The organism is Roseovarius sp., from assembly GCF_040223625.1.
In the GTDB taxonomy this organism is placed as follows: Bacteria; Pseudomonadota; Alphaproteobacteria; order Rhodobacterales; family Rhodobacteraceae; genus Roseovarius.
This window is the reverse complement of sequence record NZ_JAVKFX010000003.1, coordinates 40,291-55,038: the sequence shown is the minus strand read 5'-3', so window position 1 is coordinate 55,038 and position 14,748 is coordinate 40,291. Positions and strand designations below refer to the sequence as shown.

The following is a 14,748-nucleotide window of genomic DNA, read 5'->3' as shown; positions in this document are numbered from 1 at the left end:
TTGACGGAATTGCTGACCGCCGCGCAGATGCGGGCCGTGGAACGGGCGGCCATCGAGTCGGGGCAGGTGACCGGGCTGGAGCTGATGGAACGCGCCGGGCGGGGCGTTGTCGAGGCGGTGTTCGAGGAATGGCCGGAGCTGGCGAAGGCGCCGCACCGGGCGGTGGTACTGTGCGGCCCGGGGAACAATGGCGGCGACGGGTTCGTGGTGGCGCGGCTGTTGAAGGAATGGGGGTGGGAGGTGGAGGTGTTCCTTTACGGGGATGCGGGGAAGCTGCCGCCGGATGCGCGGGTGAATTATGAGCGGTGGGGTGGGGATGTCCGGCCGATCCCGGTGACCGGCACGCCTCATGACCCTTGGGAGAGTGATCTGATCGTCGATGCGCTGTTCGGGACCGGCCTGACGCGCGGCATTGAAGAGGGCCTTGGGTCTTTACTTCCGGAATGGGATCATCGGTTCGAGCCGGACTTCCCGAAAATCGTCGCGATCGACATGCCGTCGGGGCTATGCAGCGATAGCGGGAAGGTGCTGGAGGGCGACGGGCTCTGGGCGGACCTTACGGTGTCGTTTCATACGGACAAGGTCGGGCATCACCTGGCACGCGGGCCGTTCACATGCGGCAAGCTCGTGGTCGCGGATATCGGGCTAAAACGGTCGAAGCGGGAGTTGCAGACCACGCCGTTCTATTGGAAGCGGAAGCGATTGGCCGACATGCGACCGGCCGAGCTTGTCGGTCGTCCGTATTCTTTGGGGAAGACGGATTCTTTCGGGCGGCAGACGCACAAGTTCTCCCACGGCCACGCCCTTGTCCTCACCGGTGGCTCCGGGCGGACCGGGGCGGCGCGGTTGGCCGCGCGCGGGGCGCTCAGGATCGGGGCGGGGTTGGTGACGCTGGGGGTGCCGCCCTCTGCGCAGCAGGAGGTGGCCTGCCAGATCACCGCGCTGATGCTGCGGCGGGTGGCGGATGCGGACGGGCTGGCGGAGGTGCTGGAGGATCGGCGGGTCAAGGCGCTGTGCCTCGGGCCGGGGCTGGGGGTCGAGCGGGCGCGGGAGCTGGTGCCGGTGGCGTTGGGGGCCTCTGGCGGCGAGGTCCCGGGTCGGGCCCGGGACGGGGGGTGTGTTCTGGATGCGGATGCGCTGGCGGCCATTGCCGGGGAGCCGGAGACGTTCTTCGGGATGCTGCATGAGCGGTGCGTTCTGACACCGCATGGCGGGGAGTTTGCGAGGTTGTTTCCGGATATCGCCGAGAAACTGGATGCAGAGCCCGTCAAAGGCCCGGCCTATTCCAAGGTGGATGCGACGCGGGAGGCGGCGGAGCGGGCCGGGTGCGTGGTGCTGTTCAAGGGGCCGGATACGGTGATCGCGGCGCCGGACGGGCGGTGTTCGGTGAATTCGGCGCAGTATGATCGGGCGGCGCCGTGGCTGGCGACGGCGGGCGCGGGCGATGTGCTGGCGGGGTTCATCACCGGGTTGCTGGCACGGGGGTTTGCGCCGATGCAGGCGGCGGAGACGGCGGCGTGGCTGCATGTGGAATGTGCGCGGACCTTCGGGCCGGGGCTGATCGCGGAGGATTTGCCGGAGGAATTGCCGAGGGTTTTCAGGGAGTTGTGCGCCAGTTAAGCAAAAACCCCGGGGAGAGTCCGGGGTTTTCACTTGGTTTGGAGGGTTCAAATCGAGTGGTTAACAATTCGTATCCGGCAGTGCGCAATTACCCATGAAGCTCGCCACTTCGAGACCGTCGACATAGAGCACGCGAGGTGTGTCGAACCCGAGCTCGTAAACGGTCATCGTGGCGTTATCCTGCAGGGTCACGAACTCGCCATCGACGAGGCGGGCGACGGGCACGAGCGCCTGTTCCGCACCGAACAGGGCCTTGGCCCGCCAGTCGCGCACGAGAACCGGATGGCCGGCGGGCAGGGTCGCGTCACGCTCGGGGCGGTTGTGGCCAAGGGAGCTGGCCTTGATCCGCACCGCGCGGCCCGTGATCCGGCGGCGGCGGACCGATCGGAGAACCGCCATGCCGGTGTCGCGGGTGATGACGCGAGTGCCCGGCCGCAGGTCGGAGACACGCAGTTCCCCGTCGAGCGTCATGATGAAAGCGCCCCCGGGGAGGCCCGTCTCGTCCTGGTCGACGGTTGGAGAGAGGTCAAACGTGTCCTGCCGAGCGAATGCCGGTTTCATGTTCGTGTCCTGCTGTTTTCTGCCTCAATTTTTCCACTACAATATGGCAAGATTGCGTTAATGTCGCGTCCTTTCTTTGGACGGCGGCGATGCGCGGGCCGATTTTTTCGCTCGCATCGGCCTGTGGGCTTTGCTATTCCACAGCCTCGATGCGGGTGTGGCGAAATTGGTAGACGCACCAGATTTAGGTTCTGGCGCCGCAAGGCGTGGGGGTTCAAGTCCCTCCACCCGCACCAATCTGACCTTCAGACATTTTCTCCGAAGACATGTCGTCAGCCGGCGGCGGCCGGTTCCTGTCGGGAGAGGTGCCAGCCCCAGATGCCGGTCACGAGGATCCCGACATTGCCGGCGAGGTCCAGCAGCATCCAGGAATTCAGCACCGGTTCGACGAGCCAGAACCAGATGTTGAAGACGAAGAAGGGGACTGAGCCGACAAGCCCGAAGGTGAGGAAGGTCATCGGCGTGAAGCGTGCCGTCGCGATGATCGTGCCGCAGAGGACCGCCTGCGCGCCGAAGCAGCCCATCAGGAACCGCGCCTGTTCGGTGGCGGTGGCCAGATCAGGCCGGAAGGTGACGCGCACGACCATGGCCGGGAACAGCAGGCACCACATCCCGAGGAGCAGGAAGATGGCGGCGAGGCATAGCTGAAGGCGTCGGGGGGTCATGTCACGGGGTCCTTTCGTTGATAGTGCAATGGTTGCCGAGAGCGGGCCTGGGGCAGGTCGGTTTCGGTTCGGAGGGAGCGGTCGAACTGCGCGGCGCGGTCGAGGAACTCGTGCCGGACGGCCTGGGCGTAAGGGTTCATCGTTTCGATCGCTTCGAACACCTCCGGCGAATCCTCCCGCACCATCGCGATGGCCTTCACCAGAAGATCGAAGCTCGGGGTCGTCAACCGTGTCGGAAGGGGGCCCATGTCCGACAGCAGCTTTGCGATGAGATGGGTCAGGCCCTGGACCGTGGCCGCCTCCCTGTCGTGGGCCTCGGCGGTTGTCTCGATCACCTCGAGCTGCAGGCGCTCGCGCAGGAAGGATACGAGATAATGGTGGGGTCCGCGCACGGGACAGACCGCGATTTTCAGCCCGGCAATGCCGTCTCCGGCGCTTTCGGGGCCGAAGAGGGGGTGTGTCGCAATGATCCGGACGTGATCGGGGAGCGTGTTGCGCATCACCTCGACGGGCCAGAGCTTGACCGATGCCACGTCGATCACGAGCGCACCGGGCCGGCAGACGGGGGCGATCTCGCGAACGATGCGCTCAAGGGACGCAACGGGCGCGGCGAGGACCACGACATCGGATCGCGCCGCCGTTTCGAGGTCTGCGGGGGTGACGCCGAGGCCGAGGGCGCGTTCGCGACACTCCGGTGCGGGATCGTATGCCACGAGGTCGAAATGCGCGGCGAGGTGCCGGGCGATCAGCTGGCCGAAGGCGCCGAACCCGATGAGGCCCATTGTGGACCTTGCGGGGTCTTGCCGGGGACATCCCGCGCCCCCGGGGGCGGTGGCGCGTCTCCGGGTCACGGTCTGGCCCCCGGTTCGGCCCCGATCGGCCGGGCCCGGCCCGACACTCGTATGGGGGAGCCGGCGGCAGACGGGATGGCGACCGTGATGCGAGAGGGCGCGCCCATGTCTTCGCCCTGCCGGATCGCGACCTCGCCCTGGTGAGGCCATCCGAGGTCGCGCAGGTATCCGGCGAAGGCGGCGGCCGCGGCACCGGTGGCGGGATCCTCGTAGACGCCGTGCGAAGCGAAGAGGTTGCGCGCGTTGAATTCGTCCCGCGAGGCGGCGTGAACGAGGCAGATCGTGCCCAGCTCCCACGCGAGCATGAGCTCTTTCCCGCGCTCGAAATCGTAGGACATCGCCGCCAGCCTCTCGCGTGTCTTCAACGCGAGCACCAGGTGGGTTGCGCCGGCCTCCGCGATGGCGGGCGGAATGCGCGGGTCGAGATCGTCGTGCCCCATCGACAGGAGCGCGAGCGTCTCGGCCACGAGCTCCTCCGCGGCGGGCCGGCTGCGCGTGGGGGGCGATTGCAGCGCCGCCTGAGACCCGGTGTCATCCGACGACGCCTCGACGGTGATTTGGGCGTTGTTCAGCCGCAGCGGAAAGACACCGGCGCCAACCGTTTCCGCCAGGGCCGCGCCGAGCGCGATGGTGGCATGGCCGCAGAACGGGACTTCTGCCTCGGGGGAAAAGTAGCGCACCCGCCACTGGCCATCGGCCTCGCGCGTGGCGAAGACGGTCTCGGAATAACCGACATTCGCCGCGATGCGCTGCATCTTGTCGGCGGCGGGCAGGTGGTCCGCGATCATCACGCCGGCCGGGTTGCCGCCCCGGCCCCCCGCGGAGAAGGCGGCGTATCGACGGATGTCGCGCAGGTCGCCGGCCAAGTCGGGCGCGGTGGTTTCGATGGAGGTCATTTGCTTATCCTCTTTGCTGTCGGGTCAATCTGCCTTCGCATCGGCGGCTGCAGGCAGGCGGGTTTCGGGCGTGGGCGCTGCATCCATCACCGGCCGCACCATCAGCAGGGCGTCGCCTTCGGTGTAGTGAAGGCAGGGATGGGGCACGAGCGGGCGGCGGTCGGCGACGGTGAAGCCGCGGCGGAGGTAGAAGTCGCGGGCCGGGGCATTCTGTTCGAAGCAGATGAGCGACAGGCGGGGCAGGGCGCGGGTGAGGGCAAGCGCCTCGACATAGTCGAGGAGCGTGCCGCCGATGCCATGCGACCGGAAGGCTGCGTGCACGGCCAGGCCGGAGATATAGAGCGAGCCCGGATCCTCGAGCTCGGCATAGGGCGCCAGCACGGCATCGGGGTCCGGGGCGTCGTGGTCCGGTTCCGGCATCTCGAAGGCGTGGATCATGCCCAGCACCTCGGCGCCGTGTGTCGCCAGCAGGCAGTTCTGATAGGAGAAGGCCGTCCCGGTCCGGGCATAGCGGGCCGCGCCGACCGCTTCGACCGGTTCGCCCTCTTTCGCGTGCCGGCTCCAGATATAGGCCGCCAGCCCGTCCGACGACATCAGGAAAAGGCGCGCGATTTCGGCCGCGTCACCGCGCCTTGCCCATCGAACGTCGACTGTGTTCCGGCAGGTCATTTGGTTTTCCCTTGATCGTGGTGTTCAAACGGGTGTCGCGGCGAGGCGCGCCGGCTGGCGCCACATCGCGTAGAGCGGCGGGCAGCCCGCGACCTCGATCGTGGCGGTCTGCTGGAAGCCGTGACGGGCGTAGAGGGCGCGATTGCGCCCTGTCGTCGCCTCGAGATAGGCGGGGATACCCTCGGCATCGCATCGCGCCAGAACGGGCCGCAGTAACGCACCGCCCAGGCCATTGCCCTGTCGGTCGGGGTGGACGCCGATCATCGGCAGGTACCAGTGCGGCGCGTGCGGGTGGAGGTTGCCCATCGCCTCGAACACGGCGAAGACCTCCGCGTGGCGCGGCGCAGGGATCGAGCGCTCGATTGCGGCCATGAGCGCGGCCTCGTCGGGCCCGGCCCCCGGGGCGATCCACAGCGCGACGCCACCCTCGGCGCTGACGAGCGTGTTGTCGGAGATGGCCGGGCCGGCGAAGGCCGTTGCGAAACCCGGGAAATGGGCGAGGTAGTCGGCCCGGTCCGGATACAGCCACCGCACGGGGGGATCGGTTTCGAAGGCGGCGGTCAGCGTGCCGAGGATGGCGTTGCGGTCGGGTCTCGAGCGGGTGTCGCCGGCCGTGTCCGGCCGCCGTTCGAGCGGTTCGGCGTAAGTGGTCATGGTCTTTTCCTGTCTGGAAGGCGTCTTGATCGGGAGGGCCCCGCCCGTGGGGCGGGACGTGTTCGTGGGGTGGATCGGCTTTGAAATGGCCCGTAGGGCCTTACATCTGCTCGACCTTCTCCAACCGCTGCAGAAGCGAGGAGATCAGCCTGTCCTGCCGGTCGAGCCGCGCCTGCTGGTCGACAAGGTCTTCGTGCACTTGCTCGATGTAGATATGCGCGTGTTCCAGCTCGTTCAGCACGGCGCCGAGCTTTTCCGCAACGTTCAGCGGCGCGCCGGGCGTGGTGGGGCCCACGGCGGGCAGGTATCCCTTGGCCCACATCTCCGACGCGTGCTCGGCGATGGACAGCCTGTCGTAATCCGGTTCGAAGACGGCATCGCAGCCCGCGGCACAGGTCGGACCGGCCGTTGTCAGCGTCCCGCTCAGCACCATGTCGCCATCGGCGTTCAGGCGCATTTCCGGCCCGTCGCCGTCGACGATGTTGTAGCGGAACTCGCCGGTGCGGAGGGGGCCTTCGGTGAAGACGACGTCGGCCGACTGGTTGATGGGCGCATCCGTGGCGGTGATGCGGAAGAAGCTGAACGTGTCGTCATCGCTGATCTCGAGCGGTGCCTCCGGGGTGCCCGTGCCGATCCCCACGTTGCCGTTTGCCGCAAGCTCGAGCAGCCCGGTGGGCGCCTGGTACTGGATCCGGAAGGGCATTTGAAAGGTATCGCCGTTGATCACGGCGAACGCACTGTTGCCTGCGACCAGATCCCAGCGCCCGGGGGTTCCCTGCCGCTCTTCAAGCCGGAGCTTGGCGGCATTGAAGTTGGTAACGACATGAAGGTCGGCTTGCGGAAGGGCGGTGTTGATGCCGATGGAACCGTTATCCTGGATAGAGAGGGCATTGGACGGTGCCGCGCCCGAGACCCATAGCGGGGTCGTCCCCTCCGTGAGGTCGGACAGGAAAAATGCCTCCTGGCCCTGGGATCCCTCTTCGTTGGCCGAAAGCTGCCAGCTGCGCTTGGGGAAGTCGTCGGCAACCGTCGTGTCCTCGAAGCGAATGGCGCCGTTGATATCCTTTACCTTGAGGCCGGCGCGTGCGGACGGGATGGAGTCTTCCCCGTCGGTGCAGGCGGTGCCGACACAGAGCAGGTTGCTGTCGATGATCACGTCCTCGGTAAAGACCTCGTCGGCAAGGCCGGCGCTGGGGAGGACGGCAAGCGCCACGGTCGAGAGAAGGGTATGTTTCATGGTGTATGTCTTTCGCGGTTTCATGGTCGAAGGGTGGAAAGGATGCTCTGCCCCGACGCCGGAGGCAGGTGCGGTGGCTGTTCGGGCCGGCCGCACCTGCCCCCTCCCGAGCGGGTCAGGCGCTCTGATGCTGGAAGCAGCAATCGGCCATCGCCTCGATGTGGCGATGATCGGTGCCGCAGCAGCCGCCGTAGACCCGCAGGTTGGGCAGCACGCGCTTGAGCCGGGCGTAATCGCGGCCGAGCTCGGCCGGGTTGCCGGCATCAAGCTCTTCGGCCTCGTCGAGCTCGGCATGGCTGAGGCGCGAGGCATTGGCGCGCACGCCCCAGACCCGCTTGAGCCAGGCCGCATCGGTCTCGAGCGCGGCGCGGAAGTGATCGGGGTGGGCGCAGTTGATCATGTAATAGGCGGCCGCCCCGGCCGTCATCATGTCGGTCTGCTCGAAGGCGTCGCCCAGCGGCGTGCCGTCGGGCAGGCGGCCGTCGGTTTCGGTCGTGTAGGCCAGAACCACCGGCATCTCGGCGGCGGCGGCCGCGCGGATGATCCCGACACCCTCGTTCACCGTGCTGATGGTGACCGCGGTCACGAGGTCGGCCGCGGTCTGGGCGAACCACCCGATCTGTTCGGCGTGGAAGGCCTGGGCCTCGTCCGCCGACATCGCGGTGTCGGGCCGGTAGCCGTCGCCGCGCGGGCCGAGATTGCCCGAGATGACGATCGGAGCCACCGACCCCGCGTCGCGCCGGATCTCGGCCAGCAGCGCGATGGCAGCCTTGTTCAGCCGTTCGAGGTCGGCCGGGCCATGCCCCAGTTCCGCCCCCCAGTCGCGGCTGGCCCGCCAGGTCGGCGATTCCAGAAGGAAGCCGCTTTGGTGATCGGCCGCGATGGCGAGGTGCCGTTCGAAATAGGCGCGCAGCGTCCGGCGCCCCTCGACGGTGTCGAGCAGCGGGTAGGCGGCGAAACACGGCAGGTCGAGCCCATCGAGGAAGATGAGCGTCGTCTCGAGACCGGAATCGGTGAGCAGCGGCGTGCCGTCGGCCTGCGGCAGGCGATTGCGATGACGTGCCAGCATTACAACCACCCCCGAACCGAAGAGATCTGACGGCCGACGAGCCAGTCGGATCGGTCGATTTCAGGCAGCCCGATATCGCGTCTCTGGTGCGGGCTGAATGGCAGGATGATCTTGTTCCGGTTCCGGAACAGTTTGAAAAGGAATCGCATGGGTCGTCTCTCTGTTTGTTGACGACCCGCCTGTCGGGCATCGCTGTCACCCGGGGCGTTTGAGAAGCGTTATAAAAGCGTCAAAACGACCGGCGGCCGAGAATGGACGCTTTACCGGTTCACGCGCAGGCGCCAATAGACCGGTGCGACGCAGCGGGTTTGCCCGCAGCAAGGAGAGTCAGCCATGGATAATGAACAGATACCCGGCGGCGCCGCCGCGCCGAAAATCCGGCATGTGCGTGCAGGCGACCACGATGCCGTTCTGGAAATTCTCAACGCCCACCACGTGAACCTCGGAACCCAGCGCCTGCCGTTCCACGCCGACAGCCAGGTGGCCGCGCGCATTGCCGACGACCCGCACAAGGTGAAGCTGGTCGCGGAGATCGATGGCGCGGTTGCCGGATATGCCGAGCTCGAGTCATGGTCCGACAGGCCCCGCCAGCGCCACGGCGCAGAGGTCGACATGGTCGCCACCCACCCGGATTTTCGCGGGCGCGGCGTGGGCCCCGCGCTTCTGGAGGCCTTGGTCGACCTGTCCGACCGCTGGCTGCAGCTGACGCGCCTGCAGCTTTATGTCTGGGAGGGCAACGATGCCGCCATCCAACTCTATGAGCGTTTCGGCTTCGAGGTCGAGGGGCGTCTACGGCGGTTCGTGGTGGTCGATGGCGCCTATCGCGACGCGCTGATCATGGCCCGGCTCAGGGAGCCAATTCAGCCAGCGCCAGCCGCGTGATAGGCTGCCAACGGGCCCATGATGCCATCATGCGGGACCCCCGATGTTGCCCCGCAACCATGGCGCGCTTGCGTCACCGCGGGAGGGAATTGCGCGGGGCTGCGGATTGACGTTGCCGTCCATCCGCCGATGTGCAAGGCAGAATCCGGGCAATTCCGCCTCAACCTCAAGACTACCGGGAGGGAATGGATGCGGCCAATATCCGCCATTCTGCCGTTGGCTTTACTGGCTCTTGCAGCCTGCGATGACACTGTTTCGGGGGTTCCCACCGGGCCGGACGGCTATCTCGAGACCGTGCCGCCTGAAGTGGCGGCGCTGGCCGCGCCGGGCCAGAACCTGCAGACGGTGCAGCTTCAGTCCGACGGGTGTTACTGGTACCTGTATGAAGGGCCGGTCGAGACACTGATGGTGCCGCTGCGGGCCGAGACCGGGGGCAAGATCTGTACCTGAGCCGTCGAGGCCCGGATCTGACCCCATGAAAAAAGGCTTTCCGCCTCGTCGGCGGAAGGCCTTTTCCGTTTGGTGCCCCCGGTGAGCAGCGGGCTCAGAGCACGCCGCTGGTGGGGTAGAGATAGGCGGTCGAGCCAAGCTCGACATTGGGGTAGAGCTCGTTGATATGGGCCATGACCATGCGGATGCAGCCCGAGCTGGCGCGGCCGCCGATGGTGCGGGGTTCGGGCGTGCCGTGGATGCGGAGATAGCTGTCGCGGCTGCCGCGATAGAGGTAGAGCGCGCGGGAGCCGAGCGGGTTGGTCGGCCCCGGTTCAACGCCGCCGGCGTGCTGGGCATAGAGTTCCGGGTCGCGCTTGATCATGCTTTGGGTGGGCGTCCAGCTTGGCCACTTGGCCTTGCGCTTGATCGAGTAGATGCCGGGCACGTAGAGCTTGCCGCGGGCGATGGCGACGCCGTAGCGCATGGCCGTGCCGCCGGGCTCGATGTGGTAAAGGAAGCGGGCGACGCTGTCGACATGGATGTCGCCGGCCTTGAGCCCCGGCTTGGTTTCGACCCGGACCGGCAGGAAGCGCGGCTCGAGCCCCCAGGGGTTGGTGGTGGAGGGGTCATAGCCCGGCGGGGTGACCTGGGCATCCCACATGTCCCAGTCGCCGGCGGCGGCGCTGGCCATGCCGGGCGCGAGGGCCGGGCCGGAGAACATGGCGGCGGTCGTGATGATGAAATGGCGCCGGGTGAGCATGGCAGGGGGCTCCTTGGTTTTGTCCGGGCCGCGCAGCGCAGGCCCGCATAGTTATCTGGAACGGACAACGTATGAACTATAGAATCGGGTCCGAAGATCAATCAATAAGTCTTGAACCGTTGCAGGCTTGCAATGCGGGGGCAGGGCTGGCCTAGTCCTCGGCGATATCCTCGTTCCAGAGCTCGGGTTTTTCGCGGATGAAACGCTGCATGAGGGCGATGCAGTCGGGGTCCTGCAGGAGGTGCACCTCGACCCCGCGGTCGCGGAGGAAGGGGATGTTGCCCTCGAAGGTTTCGTTCTCGCCGATCACCACGCGGGGGATGCCGAACTGGATGATCGTGCCGGTGCACATCATGCAGGGGCTGAGCGAGGTATAGAGGGTCATGCCGCGATAGGAGCGCTGGCGGCCGGCCTTGCGCAGGCAGTCCATCTCGCCATGGGCGATGGGGTCGCCCTGTTGCACACGCTGGTTGCGGCCCTGGGCGATGAGCGTGTCGCCGCGGGCGAGCGCGCTGCCGATGGGGCAGCCGCCCTCGTTATAGCCGGCCAACGCCTCGTCATAGGCGATGCGGAGGAATCTGCGGTCGGTGTCGGTGAGCAATCGGGGCCTCGCTGTGCCGGGACGGGTGCGGGGAGGGTGGGGCAGGCGGGCCGGAAAGGGAAGTGGAATCATCCCGCACAGGCCCCAGAACCCGCTTGCACTGAGGCCCGGCCAACCCTAGAAGGGCGCGTGATTTTGACCGCCGCGGACGCCTCTGCGGCCCTTGGATGCAATGGAAGGACGAACATGCAGGTCACGGAAACCCAGAACGAAGGCCTCAAGCGCGCCTACAAGATGGTGCTGACGGCCCAGGAGCTTGATGACAAGGTCATGGAGAAGCTCAAGGAGGCCCAGCCCGAAGTCGAGATGAAGGGCTTTCGCAAGGGCAAGGTGCCGCTGCCGCTGCTGAAGAAGAATTTCGGCCAGCGGGTGCTGGGCGAGGCGATGCAGGAAGCCGTCGACGGCGCGATGAGCCAGCATTTCGAGGAAAAGGGCGAGCGCCCCGCCGGCGAGCCGACGGTGAAGATGGTCAACGAGGACTGGAAAGAGGGCGACGACGTCGAGGTCGAGATGTCCTACGAGGCGCTGCCGGACGTGCCGGAAGTCGACTTCAAGTCGGTGAAGATCGAGCGCATGGTGGTGAAGCCCGATGACGGCGCCGTGGACGACGCGCTGAAGAGCCTGGCCGAGAACGCGCAGAATTTCGAGGACCGCAAGAAGGGGACCAAGGCGAAGGATGGCGACCAGGTCGTGATCGATTTCGTCGGACGCGTGGACGGCGAGGCGTTCGAGGGCGGCAGCGCCGAGGATTACCCGTTGGTGCTGGGCTCGAACAGCTTCATCCTCGGCTTCGAGGAGCAGCTTGTCGGCGTCAAGCAGGGCGAGGAAAAGGTCGTCACGGTGAATTTCCCGGACGAGTACCAGGCCGAGCACCTGGCCGGAAAGGAGGCCGAGTTCACCTGCACCGTGAAGGCGGTGAAGGCCCCGGCGCCGGCGGAGATCGACGACGACCTGGCGCAGAAGTATGGTTCGGACAGCCTGGATGCCCTGAAGGAGCAGATCAAGGAGCGTCTGGAGCAGGAATATGCCGGGGCGTCGCGCGCGGTTCTGAAGCGCAAGCTGTTGGACGAGCTGGATAAAAAGGTCGATTTCGAGCTGCCGCCGAGCATGGTGGAGGCGGAGGCCAAGCAGATCGCGCACCAGCTGTGGCATGACGAGAACCCGGATGTGCAGGGCCATGAGCACCCCGAGGTGGAGCCCACCGAGGAGCACACCAAGCTGGCCGAGCGCCGGGTGCGGCTGGGCCTGCTGCTGGCCGATATCGGCCAGAAGGCCAAGGTCGAGGTGACCGATGCCGAGATGACGCAGGCCGTCATGGAGCAGGCGCGGCAATACCCCGGTCAGGAGCGCCAGTTCTTTGAATTCGTTCAGCAAAACCCGCAGATGCGGCAACAGCTTCGGGCGCCGATCTTCGAGGACAAGGTGATCGACTATATCGTCGAGCTGGCCGACGTGACCGAGAAGGAAGTCACCAAGGACGAGCTTGAAAAATCGGTTGAGGCGCTGGAAGACGAGTAAGCCGTCGGACAGTGACCGGAAGAGGGAAAGGCCGTCCGAAAGGGCGGCCTTTTCTGTTGGGGAGAGGGGGAAATCCGACGTCGGTATAACGTCGGTATTTTGTCGGTATTGCGTCGGTTTTTTTGTTCGGGCGGGGGGGGCTCGTCAGCCCTTGCGGGCTGCCTCGCGGGGGGGTTTTCCGGGTCTCCGGGGAGGCGCCTGTGGCGGGTGTCGGGGCGGGCGCGGCGGGAGGTCGGGTCGGGGGAGAGGGTTTCGATCGTGAGCCCGGCGACCTGTTGCAGGGCCTGGCGGATGCGCGGGATCTCGGGGGCGTCGCGGTGGAGGGCGGCGAGTTCGGTGAGGTTGCCCCTGGCGTCGAGCGTGTAGAAATGGACGAACCTGTTGGCCTCCGGCCCGCCGGGCCGGCGTGAGCCGCCGCGGTCGGAGGGGCCGAGGAATTCGCCCGCCGGGTGGCCGGGGCGGAGCGGGATGGTGCGGGTGCCGAAGGCCGTGGGCAGGATGAGCGCGTCGGGGCGGACCGTGAGCATGGGGCTGCGCCATGCGTTGAGGAAGGCCAGGCCGAGCGCCACGGCGCCGAGGACGCCGGCGAGGACGAGGAGGTTGGTCGTCAGGTCGAAGCTAGTGCCGGCGAAGAGGGCGACGCCCAGCCCGGCGCAGGCGGCGGCAAGGATCAGGACGCCCATCGCGGCGACGAGCGGGCCATCGGGTCGTCTGAAGTCTGCTGTCTGCACGGGCGTCCCTTTCCACCGGCTGAGCGAGCCTAGCAAGCGGGCGGAGATCGGCCAACGGAAAAGGGGGTGCGCTTGCCATCCAGCCCACTGCATTTCGTGTTGTGGGCGAGGACGACGTGTCAGAGGGCAACGACCGCTTGGAGCCCTTGTTTACTTGTTGCTGCGCCTGCACCAATGTCAGCTTCGACGACAGAAGAGTTTTGAGAGCGCATGCCAGACTTGTTTGAATGGATTGATACCGAAGGCGGACCTTTCCTACTCCTGCCAGAAAGGTCGCTCTCGTCGTGGCGTGGAACGGAAGGCTGGACGTTTGAAACGCATGGCGAGGATGCCAGTGATTACAGTAGGGCGTGCAACATTTCAGACTGGATTGGTCCAATTCAATACGGTGGGGACACCGGATACGTTCTTGGAGGAGACATCGGGCCTGTTTCTTGGATCACCACAAAGGAACTGGAGGGCGGCTACTTCGTACAATGGATAGGTGTAGACGATGAGGCCGAAATCTTGCCCGCCTTGCATTCCGACAAATTCGAAGAGCTACTTCTGAGCGAGAAAGCGGAACACATCAGTGTCGAGGTTCACGAACCAGGTGAACTGCGGGTCATTCAGGCAGCTGAAATTGGTGACAACCTTGTCGCACCAACGATACCCATAAAACTGCGACCGGGGATCTATGATGCAACTTCTGTATTCCTCGAAACCGCATCTCTTATGATCGTCGTCCGAAGGCTCAAACTGCAATAATGCCAAGCTTTCGCTGGAAGAAGGCGGACTTTGGCACACGTGCTCCGAAGGTCAGCTTCGTCCCGCATAGCGGCCGTTCATGCTGAGCCTTTGATCGTCAATGCCTCCCGAAGAAACCCTCGGGAGGCATTCCTCGGGTCCGGACAGCACCGCCACGAAAAAGGGCCGCACCAGACGGCGCGGCCCCTGATCCTTGCAAGGCGGGAGGCTTACTTGTCCTCGTCGTCGCCCTGGCTGTCGTCCTCGGGGAGCACGTCCTCGACGGCGTCGGCGAGGTCTTCATCGTCGGAGGCGGCGGAGCCGATATCGTCGAAGAGTTCCGCGATCTCGTAATCGGCGGCTTCCTCTTCCTCGGCGGCGGCTTCCTGGATGGTCTTGCCGGACGCCTGAAGCTCGGCCTCTTCGGGCGAGCGGGCGACGTTGACCTTGATGATCACCTCGACCTCGGGGTGCAGGGTGATCATGACCTCGTGCAGGCCGAGCTCCTTGATCGGGCCGCCCATGGCGACCTGCTTGCGGTCGATCGAGAAGCCGTCCTCGCAGACGGCGTCGGCGGCGTCACGGGTGGTGACGGAGCCGTAGAGCGCGCCGGAATCGGAGGCCTGGCGAATCACGACGAACTGTTTGCCGTCGAGGGTTTCGGCCAGTTTCTCGGCTTCCTTGCGGGTTTCGAGGTTTTGCGCCTCGAGCTGGGCCTTCTGGCCTTCGAACTGGGCGATGTTGGCCTCGGAAGCCGTCAGCGCCTTTTTCTGGGGCAGGAGGTAGTTGCGGGCGAAGCCCGGTTTCACGTCGACGACTTCGCCCATCTGGCCAAGCTTGGCGACACGTTCGAGAAGGATGACTTGCATTGGTATT

The 14,748-nt window shown here is 66.0% G+C and carries 17 protein-coding genes and 1 tRNA gene; 6 read left to right on the top strand and 12 right to left on the bottom strand.

Annotated elements, in window-relative coordinates; all coding sequences use genetic code 11:
* Nucleotides 1–1,620, top strand: a complete 1,620-nt coding sequence (locus RLN94_RS00670) for an NAD(P)H-hydrate dehydratase (protein ID WP_350124924.1) — start codon at nt 1–3, stop codon at nt 1,618–1,620.
* 60 nt (nt 1,621–1,680) lie between these two features.
* Here the strand turns inward: RLN94_RS00670 and RLN94_RS00665 are convergent, their stop codons facing one another.
* Nucleotides 1,681–2,181, bottom strand: a complete 501-nt coding sequence (locus RLN94_RS00665) for a Hint domain-containing protein (protein WP_350124921.1) — start codon at nt 2,179–2,181, stop codon at nt 1,681–1,683.
* Nucleotides 2,182–2,332: 151 nt separating this feature from the next.
* On the opposite strand from RLN94_RS00665, the gene RLN94_RS00660 reads away from it, so the two are divergent.
* Nucleotides 2,333–2,417: transfer RNA gene (locus tag RLN94_RS00660), tRNA-Leu, on the top strand.
* A 36-nt stretch (nt 2,418–2,453) separates the two neighbouring features.
* Here RLN94_RS00660 and RLN94_RS00655 read toward each other — a convergent pair.
* The 7 genes from RLN94_RS00655 to RLN94_RS00625 all read right to left on the bottom strand — a co-directional run bounded on the left by RLN94_RS00655 (nt 2,454) and on the right by RLN94_RS00625 (nt 8,222).
* A complete protein-coding gene (locus RLN94_RS00655) occupies nt 2,454–2,846 on the bottom strand; it encodes a hypothetical protein (RefSeq protein WP_350124918.1) in 393 nt (130 codons plus the stop codon).
* Nucleotides 2,843–3,697 carry a prephenate dehydrogenase/arogenate dehydrogenase family protein gene (locus RLN94_RS00650; RefSeq protein WP_350124915.1) on the bottom strand — a complete coding sequence of 285 codons (855 nt, stop codon included), beginning with the start codon at nt 3,695–3,697 and terminating at the stop codon, nt 2,843–2,845. Before RLN94_RS00650 ends, RLN94_RS00655 begins: the two co-directional genes overlap by 4 nt.
* A complete protein-coding gene (locus tag RLN94_RS00645; RefSeq protein ID WP_350124911.1) occupies nt 3,694–4,593 on the bottom strand; it encodes a PhzF family phenazine biosynthesis protein in 900 nt (299 codons plus the stop codon). The genes RLN94_RS00650 and RLN94_RS00645 overlap by 4 nt, the downstream gene beginning before the upstream one ends.
* 24 nt (nt 4,594–4,617) lie before the next feature.
* Nucleotides 4,618–5,262, bottom strand: coding sequence for a GNAT family N-acetyltransferase (locus RLN94_RS00640; RefSeq protein WP_350124908.1), 645 nt, complete (start codon nt 5,260–5,262; stop codon nt 4,618–4,620).
* Between the two features lie 24 nt (nt 5,263–5,286).
* On the bottom strand, nt 5,287–5,916 hold the full coding sequence (locus RLN94_RS00635) for a GNAT family N-acetyltransferase (RefSeq protein ID WP_350124905.1): 630 nt from the start codon (nt 5,914–5,916) through the stop codon (nt 5,287–5,289).
* Between the two features lie 100 nt (nt 5,917–6,016).
* Entirely contained in the window at nt 6,017–7,153 is a 1,137-nt protein-coding gene (locus tag RLN94_RS00630) for a hypothetical protein (RefSeq protein WP_350124902.1), read from the bottom strand.
* Nucleotides 7,154–7,268: 115 nt separating this feature from the next.
* The gene (locus tag RLN94_RS00625; RefSeq protein ID WP_350124899.1) at nt 7,269–8,222 is read right to left on the bottom strand and encodes a homocysteine S-methyltransferase family protein; all 954 of its coding nucleotides are present in this window, start codon (nt 8,220–8,222) and stop codon (nt 7,269–7,271) included.
* A 333-nt stretch (nt 8,223–8,555) separates the two neighbouring features.
* On the opposite strand from RLN94_RS00625, the gene RLN94_RS00620 reads away from it, so the two are divergent.
* Together RLN94_RS00620 and RLN94_RS00615 are read left to right on the top strand one after the other, a co-directional pair.
* The gene (locus tag RLN94_RS00620; RefSeq protein ID WP_350124896.1) at nt 8,556–9,104 is read left to right on the top strand and encodes a GNAT family N-acetyltransferase; all 549 of its coding nucleotides are present in this window, start codon (nt 8,556–8,558) and stop codon (nt 9,102–9,104) included.
* Nucleotides 9,105–9,293: 189 nt separating this feature from the next.
* The gene (locus RLN94_RS00615) at nt 9,294–9,554 is read left to right on the top strand and encodes a hypothetical protein (RefSeq protein WP_350124893.1); all 261 of its coding nucleotides are present in this window, start codon (nt 9,294–9,296) and stop codon (nt 9,552–9,554) included.
* 94 nt (nt 9,555–9,648) lie between these two features.
* Here RLN94_RS00615 and RLN94_RS00610 read toward each other — a convergent pair whose 3' ends face one another.
* Together RLN94_RS00610 and RLN94_RS00605 are read right to left on the bottom strand one after the other, a co-directional pair.
* Nucleotides 9,649–10,296 carry a L,D-transpeptidase gene (locus tag RLN94_RS00610; protein WP_350124890.1) on the bottom strand — a complete coding sequence of 216 codons (648 nt, stop codon included), beginning with the start codon at nt 10,294–10,296 and terminating at the stop codon, nt 9,649–9,651.
* Between the two features lie 151 nt (nt 10,297–10,447).
* Nucleotides 10,448–10,897, bottom strand: a complete 450-nt coding sequence (locus tag RLN94_RS00605; RefSeq protein ID WP_350124887.1) for a nucleoside deaminase — start codon at nt 10,895–10,897, stop codon at nt 10,448–10,450.
* A gap of 186 nt (nt 10,898–11,083) precedes the next feature.
* Between RLN94_RS00605 and tig the strand changes: the two genes are divergently transcribed.
* Nucleotides 11,084–12,415, top strand: coding sequence for a trigger factor (tig, locus tag RLN94_RS00600; protein ID WP_350124884.1), 1,332 nt, complete (start codon nt 11,084–11,086; stop codon nt 12,413–12,415).
* On the opposite strand, the gene RLN94_RS00595 is transcribed toward tig, so the two are convergent.
* On the bottom strand, nt 12,328–13,146 hold the full coding sequence (locus RLN94_RS00595; RefSeq protein WP_350168340.1) for a hypothetical protein: 819 nt from the start codon (nt 13,144–13,146) through the stop codon (nt 12,328–12,330). The two genes, tig and RLN94_RS00595, sit on opposite strands and share 88 nt — an antisense overlap.
* Before the next feature lie 210 nt (nt 13,147–13,356).
* Here RLN94_RS00595 and RLN94_RS00590 point away from each other — a divergent pair, with 210 nt between their 5' ends.
* Nucleotides 13,357–13,893 carry an Imm21 family immunity protein gene (locus RLN94_RS00590; protein WP_350124878.1) on the top strand — a complete coding sequence of 179 codons (537 nt, stop codon included), beginning with the start codon at nt 13,357–13,359 and terminating at the stop codon, nt 13,891–13,893.
* Nucleotides 13,894–14,102: 209 nt separating this feature from the next.
* On the opposite strand, the gene rplI is transcribed toward RLN94_RS00590, so the two are convergent.
* A complete protein-coding gene (gene rplI / locus RLN94_RS00585; RefSeq protein WP_350124875.1) occupies nt 14,103–14,741 on the bottom strand; it encodes a 50S ribosomal protein L9 in 639 nt (212 codons plus the stop codon).
* Nucleotides 14,742–14,748 lie beyond the last annotated feature (7 nt).

Coding starts and splice junctions, on each gene's coding strand:
- RLN94_RS00590 (WP_350124878.1), top strand. CDS start 13,357: ATGCCAGACTTGTTTGAATGGATTGATACCGAAGGCGGACCTTTCCTA.
- RLN94_RS00630 (WP_350124902.1), bottom strand. CDS start 7,153: ATGAAACATACCCTTCTCTCGACCGTGGCGCTTGCCGTCCTCCCCAGC.
- RLN94_RS00645 (WP_350124911.1), bottom strand. CDS start 4,593: ATGACCTCCATCGAAACCACCGCGCCCGACTTGGCCGGCGACCTGCGC.
- RLN94_RS00635 (WP_350124905.1), bottom strand. CDS start 5,916: ATGACCACTTACGCCGAACCGCTCGAACGGCGGCCGGACACGGCCGGC.
- RLN94_RS00655 (WP_350124918.1), bottom strand. CDS start 2,846: ATGACCCCCCGACGCCTTCAGCTATGCCTCGCCGCCATCTTCCTGCTC.
- RLN94_RS00620 (WP_350124896.1), top strand. CDS start 8,556: ATGGATAATGAACAGATACCCGGCGGCGCCGCCGCGCCGAAAATCCGG.
- RLN94_RS00615 (WP_350124893.1), top strand. CDS start 9,294: ATGCGGCCAATATCCGCCATTCTGCCGTTGGCTTTACTGGCTCTTGCA.
- RLN94_RS00665 (WP_350124921.1), bottom strand. CDS start 2,181: ATGAAACCGGCATTCGCTCGGCAGGACACGTTTGACCTCTCTCCAACC.
- RLN94_RS00610 (WP_350124890.1), bottom strand. CDS start 10,296: ATGCTCACCCGGCGCCATTTCATCATCACGACCGCCGCCATGTTCTCC.
- rplI (WP_350124875.1), bottom strand. CDS start 14,741: ATGCAAGTCATCCTTCTCGAACGTGTCGCCAAGCTTGGCCAGATGGGC.
- RLN94_RS00640 (WP_350124908.1), bottom strand. CDS start 5,262: ATGACCTGCCGGAACACAGTCGACGTTCGATGGGCAAGGCGCGGTGAC.
- tig (WP_350124884.1), top strand. CDS start 11,084: ATGCAGGTCACGGAAACCCAGAACGAAGGCCTCAAGCGCGCCTACAAG.
- RLN94_RS00625 (WP_350124899.1), bottom strand. CDS start 8,222: ATGCTGGCACGTCATCGCAATCGCCTGCCGCAGGCCGACGGCACGCCG.